Source organism: Asanoa sp. NPDC050611 (assembly GCF_040654855.1).
Classification (GTDB): domain Bacteria; phylum Actinomycetota; class Actinomycetes; order Mycobacteriales; family Micromonosporaceae; genus Asanoa.
The window spans coordinates 1-6,205 of record NZ_JBFAIU010000401.1; the positions used below are offsets into that span (position 1 = coordinate 1).

General features: G+C 73.5%; 5 protein-coding genes and 2 pseudogenes. 4 read left to right on the forward strand and 3 right to left on the reverse strand.

Annotated features, from left to right (window positions below; translation table 11 throughout):
• From AB0H87_RS36390 to AB0H87_RS36400, 3 genes and pseudogenes are all read left to right on the forward strand, one after another.
• Positions 1 to 590: pseudogene (locus AB0H87_RS36390) on the forward strand (hypothetical protein); the annotation flags it as partial.
• Positions 587 to 1,273, forward strand: coding sequence for an ABC transporter ATP-binding protein (locus AB0H87_RS36395; protein WP_360156525.1), 687 nt, complete (start codon positions 587 to 589; stop codon positions 1,271 to 1,273). The pseudogene AB0H87_RS36390 and the gene AB0H87_RS36395, both read left to right, overlap by 4 nt.
• The gene (locus AB0H87_RS36400) at positions 1,270 to 2,454 is read left to right on the forward strand and encodes an ABC transporter permease (protein WP_360156528.1); all 1,185 of its coding nucleotides are present in this window, start codon (positions 1,270 to 1,272) and stop codon (positions 2,452 to 2,454) included. Before AB0H87_RS36395 ends, AB0H87_RS36400 begins: the two co-directional genes overlap by 4 nt.
• Positions 2,455 to 2,461: 7 nt before the next feature.
• Here AB0H87_RS36400 and AB0H87_RS36405 read toward each other — a convergent pair whose 3' ends face one another.
• The 3 genes from AB0H87_RS36405 to AB0H87_RS36415 are packed head-to-tail and all read right to left on the reverse strand — an operon-like array spanning position 2,462 to position 5,687.
• Positions 2,462 to 3,235, reverse strand: a complete 774-nt coding sequence (locus AB0H87_RS36405) for an ABC transporter permease (RefSeq protein WP_360156531.1) — start codon at positions 3,233 to 3,235, stop codon at positions 2,462 to 2,464.
• Entirely contained in the window at positions 3,232 to 4,758 is a 1,527-nt protein-coding gene (locus AB0H87_RS36410; RefSeq protein WP_360156534.1) for an ABC transporter permease subunit, read from the reverse strand. Before AB0H87_RS36410 ends, AB0H87_RS36405 begins: the two co-directional genes overlap by 4 nt.
• On the reverse strand, positions 4,755 to 5,687 hold the full coding sequence (locus tag AB0H87_RS36415) for an ATP-binding cassette domain-containing protein (RefSeq protein WP_360156537.1): 933 nt from the start codon (positions 5,685 to 5,687) through the stop codon (positions 4,755 to 4,757). The genes AB0H87_RS36410 and AB0H87_RS36415 overlap by 4 nt, the downstream gene beginning before the upstream one ends.
• 143 nt (positions 5,688 to 5,830) lie before the next feature.
• Between AB0H87_RS36415 and AB0H87_RS36420 the strand changes: the two are divergent.
• Positions 5,831 to 6,205: pseudogene (locus tag AB0H87_RS36420) on the forward strand (hypothetical protein); the annotation flags it as partial.

Below are 6,205 nucleotides of genomic sequence, written 5' to 3' on the forward strand. Positions count from 1 at the left end.
AGCGCCCCGGCCGGCTCACCCAGGCGCAGGTCGTCTTCCTGCCCGCGCCCCTGCGGGTCACGGACGTCCAGGTTCAGGTCGGCGCCGCGATCGCACCGGGAACGCCGGTGCTCGCCGGCACCTCGACCAACCGCGGCGTCGTGGCCCACCTCGACACCAACGCCCGTGGCCGCGTACGCGTCGGCGACCAGGTGCGGGTCTCGCTGCCGGACACCGACCCGATTCCCGGCCGGGTGACCGCGGTCGGCCAGGTCGCCACCGCCCCGTCGAACACCGAGGACAACGGCCCCGGGCAGCAGACGAACCCGGACGCCGCCACCATCACGGTCACCATCGCCGTCCGCCTGCCCCGCGGATTCACCTTGGACGAGACACCCGTGACGGTCGACGTCACCACCGGCGAACAGCGCGACGTGCTGCTCCTGCCGATCGCCGCCCTGCTCGCAGCCCCGGGCGGTGGCTACCAGGTGCGGGTCGTCGGCGGCGGGCCGGTGGCGGTCGAGCCGGGCCGATTCGACGAGAGCAGCGGACAGGTGGAGATCGTCAACGGCCTCGACGAAGGCCAGTCCGTCGAGGTGCCGGCCTCATGACCGCGGTCCTCGAGCTCGTCGACGTACGCAAGGTCTACCCCGGTCCGCCGGCGGTCGAGTCGCTGCGCGGCGTCACGTTCACCGTGCGCACCGGCGAGCTGGTCGCCGTCCTCGGCCCGTCCGGGTCCGGGAAGACCACCCTGCTCAACCTCGCCGCCGGGCTGGACCGGCCGACCGACGGTTCGGTGCGGATCGCCGGCCGCCCCGTCGAGAAGCTCCGCGACCGGCAGCTCTCCGGCGTCCGCGCACACCAGCTGGGCGTGGTCTTCCAGCAGTTCGTCCTGCTGGACCGGCTCAGCGCCACGGAGAACGTCGCGACCGGGCTGATCTACCGCGGTGTGCCGGGCGCGCAGCGGCGCACGGCGGCCCGGACCGCCCTCGAACGCGTCGGGCTGGCGCACCGCGCGGAGTTCCCGGCCGCGCACCTGTCCGGCGGCGAACGGCAGCGGGTGGCAATCGCCCGCGCCCTGGTCGGCCGGCCCGCCGTGGTGCTGGCCGACGAGCCCACCGGCAACCTCGACTCGGTCACCGGGCAGGGCGTGATCGAGCTCCTCCGGGAGCTCAACGCCGACGGGGTCACCATCGTGGTGATCACACACGACGAGCGGGTCGCCGCGGCGATGAACCGCCGCGTCGAGCTGCGCGACGGCCTGGTCGTCCTGGACACGGGGAGTGCGTCGTGAGGTCACGTCTGCGTCTGGTCGACCTGTTGCCCGTCAGCACCGTCGGCCTGCGGTCACGACCCGGCCGGGCGGCGCTGTCGGTCCTGGGCATCGCCATCGGCATCGCGGCCATGGTCGCCGTCCTCGGCGTGACCCGGTCCAGCCAGGCCGACGTGCTCGCCGAGATCGACCGGGTCGGCACCAACCTGCTCACCGTCGCGACCGGCAAGACGACCGGCGGCGACGAGGCGGAGCTGCCGGCCACCGCCGGGCCGGGGGTGGCGCGTACCGACGGCGTGCTCTCCGCGGCCGCCACCGCGACGCTGCCGGTGCGGGTCTACCGCAACGACCGGATCCCGAGCGGGCGCACCGGCGGCCTGTCCGTGCGGGTCGCCGACCCCGCCCTGCTCACCACGCTCGACGGCGGCCTCCTGCACGGCCGCTTCCTGGACCCGGCGGTGAGCCGCTACCCGGCGGTCGTGCTCGGCAACTACGCCGCGACGGTGCTCGGCATCGCCGACGTCACCGACCGGCCACAGGTCTACCTCGGCGACCGCTGGTTCACCGTCATCGGCGTCATGGCACCCGTGGACCTCGCGCCCGAACTCGACACCGCGGCCCTCATCGGCGCCGCCGTGGCCCGCACCGAGTTCGGCTACGAGGGCAGCCCGACGAGGATATTCGTGCGCGCGCAGACCGAACGCACCGACGAGGTGGCCGGCCTGCTGGCCCGCGCCGCGAACCCGGCGCACCCGGAGGAGGTCGCCGTCAGCCGGCCGTCGGAGGCGCTCACCGCCCGCCTGGCGGTCACCGACGGCACCACGGTCCTGCTGCTCGGCCTCGGCGCGGTGGCGCTGCTGGTCGGCGGTATCGGCATCGCCAACGTGCTGGTCATCTCCGTGCTGGAACGCCGCGGCGAGATCGGCCTGCGCCGCGCGCTCGGCGCCACCCGCGGCCACGTCGGCGCCCAGTTCCTGGTGGAGTCGCTGCTGCTGGGAGCGGCCGGCGGCATAACCGGGATCATGCTGGGCACGGCGATCACCTTCGGGATGGCGTCCGCGCGCGGATGGCAGACCCTGGTCCCGGCGTACGCCGTGGGGGCGGGGCTCGTCGCGGCGGCGTTGATCGGCGGGTGCGCGGGCCTGTATCCGGCGCTGCGCGCGGCCCGCCTTTCCCCGACCGACGCGCTGCGCACGCTGTGACCGCGGCTCACCGGCTGTCCCGCAGGGCGAACAGGAGCAGACCGAGCAGCAGGGCGCCACCGGCGTACGCGGACAGCACGCCGATCCCGGCCCACGGCCCGATGTGCTCGGCGGCGAAGTTGCGGGTGGCCTGGATCGACAGGCCGGCGTCCATCGGCGAGAACCGCAGAATCCGGTGTTCCCATCGCGGGTCGCTGACGAAGGATGCCACCACGGGCGCGCCGTAGAGCAGGGCCAGCGCGGCGGTGACGGAGCCGGCGGTGTCCCGGATGAGCAGACCCAGCCCGGCCGCGAGGGCCGCGACGAGTCCAAGGTAGATGGTGGAGCCCGCCGCGGCCCGCAGGTCCAGGTCGTTGGACCAGGCGGGCGCGGCGAAACCGGTGCCGCGCAGGCCGAAACCGGCGGCGACGTAGGACCCCGCGACCCCGAGTGCGCCGGCCGCCACGGTCAGCCCCACCACCACCACCAGCTTGCCGAGCACCACCAGCGACCGGCGGGGCACCGCGGCCAGGGTCGGCTGGATCGTCCGGGTGGCGTACTCGGCGGTCACCGCGAGGACCGCCAGGATCACGACCGCCACCTGGCCGAGCCGCACGCCGGCCAGGCTCAGCTTCACCGGGTCGAGCAGGCAGGGAGCGTCGCACTCCCGGCGGTCCAACGAGCCGGTGATGGCCCAGCCGAGCGCGACCGTGGCGACGATCCCGCCCAGCAGCAGCCATCCGGTGCTCGACACGGTCCGCAGCTTCGTCCACTCGGCCCGCACCGCCCGCAGCGCGGTCACGCGTCGGTCCGCCGCAGCCGCAACCAGGCCAGGCCGAGCGCGGCGCAGGTGTACGCGGTGACGACGGCGATGCCCGCCCACGGTCCGATCATCGCCCAGGGCTCGGCCAGGGTGACGGTCGGCGGCTTGGCCCGCTGGGTGGCCATCCCGCCGGCCAGCGTGGTGTACATGAGCCACCGCGGTGCCGTCCCCGGCAGGACCATGCCGATGATGAGGGGCAGCAGCACCAGCACGATCGTCGTGGTGATCGCGGCGGCGCTGCGGCGGGCCAGCATCCCGACGGCCATCGCGAACAGCGCCACCAGGGTCATGAACGCCGCCGTCAGCAGCAACGCCCGCGCGACCGGACCGTCCGAAAGGGAGGGTGTCGGGAAGGCAGGCGGCGCGAACCCGTGCTTCTTCATCGTCGGCAGTGCCAGCAGGAGGGCCGCGACGACGCCGGCCAGGCTCACGACGTACGCGGAGATTCCGAGGACGATGGCCTTGGCGGCGAGCACACGCCCGCGCCGCGGTGTGGCCACGAACGTCGTGCGGATCATGCCCCGGCGGTACTCCGAGGTGGCGAACAGGGCACCGACGGAGATCAGCGCCATCAGGCCGGCGATGACGCCGATCAGGGCGCCTTCCACGATGTCGTCGTCGGGCACCTTGGGTCCGATCGCTCCGGTGCCGGTGACGACGAACCCGCTGCCGGACGCGGTGTACCGGCCGCCCGGCGGACCGCCCTTTCCTTCGCGTTCGTCGGCGTTCTGGTCCGCGATCTGGTCGCCCCTCCACTGCGCCGCGCCGTCGAGAGCGACGTTGTCGAAGGTGGCGTCGGCGCTGGTGGGCCGTTCCCCGAGCGACGAGCTGCCGCCACCGCGGGAGGTGTAGAGGGCCGGCGCGGACGAGACGTAGAAGCCGATCTCCGCGGTGGCGGGCAGGTTCTTCGGGGTCGTCGACCCGACCGGCGTCCAGTTTGTCCCGTCGGCCGACTCGTAACCGGTGATCGTGTCGCCGGATCGCACGAGGCGTAACCACCGCGTTCCGCTGCTCGCACTGCCTTCGCGGTCGGTGGCGTAGTCGGACTGCATGCGCACCCCACGATCCGCGGTCAGCAGCATCGAGGCGTACGAGGACCCGGATCGGGTGCCGTCCTTGATCATGATTCCGGCGGCCGACCCGGCGTACGGGCTGGGATCCTCCAGCAGGGTCATCGAGTCCCCGCCGGGGGAGTCGTCACCCGGACGCCGCAGGTTGGGTTCTCGTGGTGGCGTGAGCGACGCGACCCGGACGGTGAATGTCGTGTCCCCGGTGATCGGCTGGTGCACGAAGTAGAAGGTGTCGGAGACCGGGTCGTTGGCGGGGCCGACGACGAAGTTGCGGTGCTCGTTGGCGTCGGTGCGGTTGGCCGAGGCGAGCAACGCGCTCAGGCCGATGGTCAACGCCATCGCGCCGGCGAAGGTGATGACCCATCGGGGCACCGACCGCAGCTTGGTCCATTCGCTGAGCAGCAGGCGCGGGAACGACTCGCGGGCGTTCACCGGGCACTTCCCTCGACGGCTTCGGGTGCGTACTCGATCGATCCGCGGGTCAGGTCCATGTAGGCCTCCTCGAGCGTGGCCCGGTGCCGCCGTAGTTCGGTGAACGCGATCCCGGCCCCGGTGAGCAGGGCGGAGACGCGGTCGGCGGGCATGCCCTCGACCGTCACCGTGTCGGAGGCGATGACGGCCACGGTCGCGCCCGCGCGGGCGAGCACGGCTGTGGCCTCCTCCCGCTGCGCGGTGACGACCTCGGTGCGCTCCTTCGACGCGGCGGCGACCAGGGCGGCCACGCTGGTGTCGGCGACGAGCCGGCCGCGCCCGATGACGACCAGGTGGTCGGCGGTGTCTTCCAGTTCGCCCATGAGGTGGCTGGAGACCAGGACCGCGCGACCCTCCGCGGCGAGGGTCTTGAGCAGGCCCCGGATCCAGACGATGCCGTCCGGGTCGAGCCCGTTGACCGGCTCGTCGAAGATCAGCACCGGCGGGTCGCCCAGGAGCGCGGCCGCGATGCCCAGCCGCTGCTGCATGCCGAGGGAGAAGCCACCCGCCCGGCGGCGCGCCGCGGAACCCAGGCCGACCTGCTCGATGACGTCGCCGACGCGGCGCTTCGGGATGCCGTTGCTGTGGGCGAGCCACAGCAGATGGTCGCGGGCCTTGCGGCCGGGATGCACCGCCGACGCGTCCAGCAGCGCGCCGACCTTCGTCAGCGGCGTCCGGAGCGACCGGTAATGCTGGCCGCCGATCAGCGCGGCACCGTCGTCCGGGGAGTCGAGGCCGAGGATCAGCCGCATCGTCGTGGACTTGCCGGCCCCGTTCGGCCCGACGAATCCAGTGACCTCGCCGGGGCGGACGGTGAACGACAGCCCGTCGACGGCCACGGTCGTGTGGTAGCGCTTACGCAGCGCGCGTACCTCGATGGTCGGTTCCATGTCAGGCAGATTAGGAACTGGAGCCCGCCGCGGGCGTCACGGCCGAGAGGGGTTTCGGTCGACGCCCGTCTCCCCGGTGCGAGGGAGGACCGCTCCGCTGCCTGACGGACGACCTTTGGCTCCGTGCCCGTCAGAATGCTTGTGTGACAGGCCTGCGAGTGCGGCCGGCCGTGCTGGTCGGGCCGGTGACGGCTGTCCTCGGCGTGGCCGCCGCGCTCGAGTCCCTCGGGTTCGCCGAGGGTCCCTCGCCGCCGTCGCTCGGCGCGCTCGTCGCGGCCGCCGTGGTGGCGCCGCTGGCCGTCGTCCGGCTCTGGCCGGTGACCGCCGCGGTCCTGTCGACCGTCGCGTGCCTGTCCGGGCTGGCGATGGGAACGTCGCCCACCGTCGCCGGGACCGCGGCGTTGGCGCTCCTCGTCGGGACGGTCGGGTGGGACCGCCCACTGCCGTCACCCCTCCTTCTGGTCCTTCCGTTCGCTGTCTACGCCGTCGTGCCCGGCGTGGTCGAACGCGCGGTCGCG

Excerpts from the sequence above, each read along its gene's own strand:
- AB0H87_RS36395 (WP_360156525.1), top strand. The coding sequence starts at position 587 with ATGACCGCGGTCCTCGAGCTCGTCGACGTACGCAAGGTCTACCCCGGT.
- AB0H87_RS36415 (WP_360156537.1), bottom strand. The coding sequence starts at position 5,687 with ATGGAACCGACCATCGAGGTACGCGCGCTGCGTAAGCGCTACCACACG.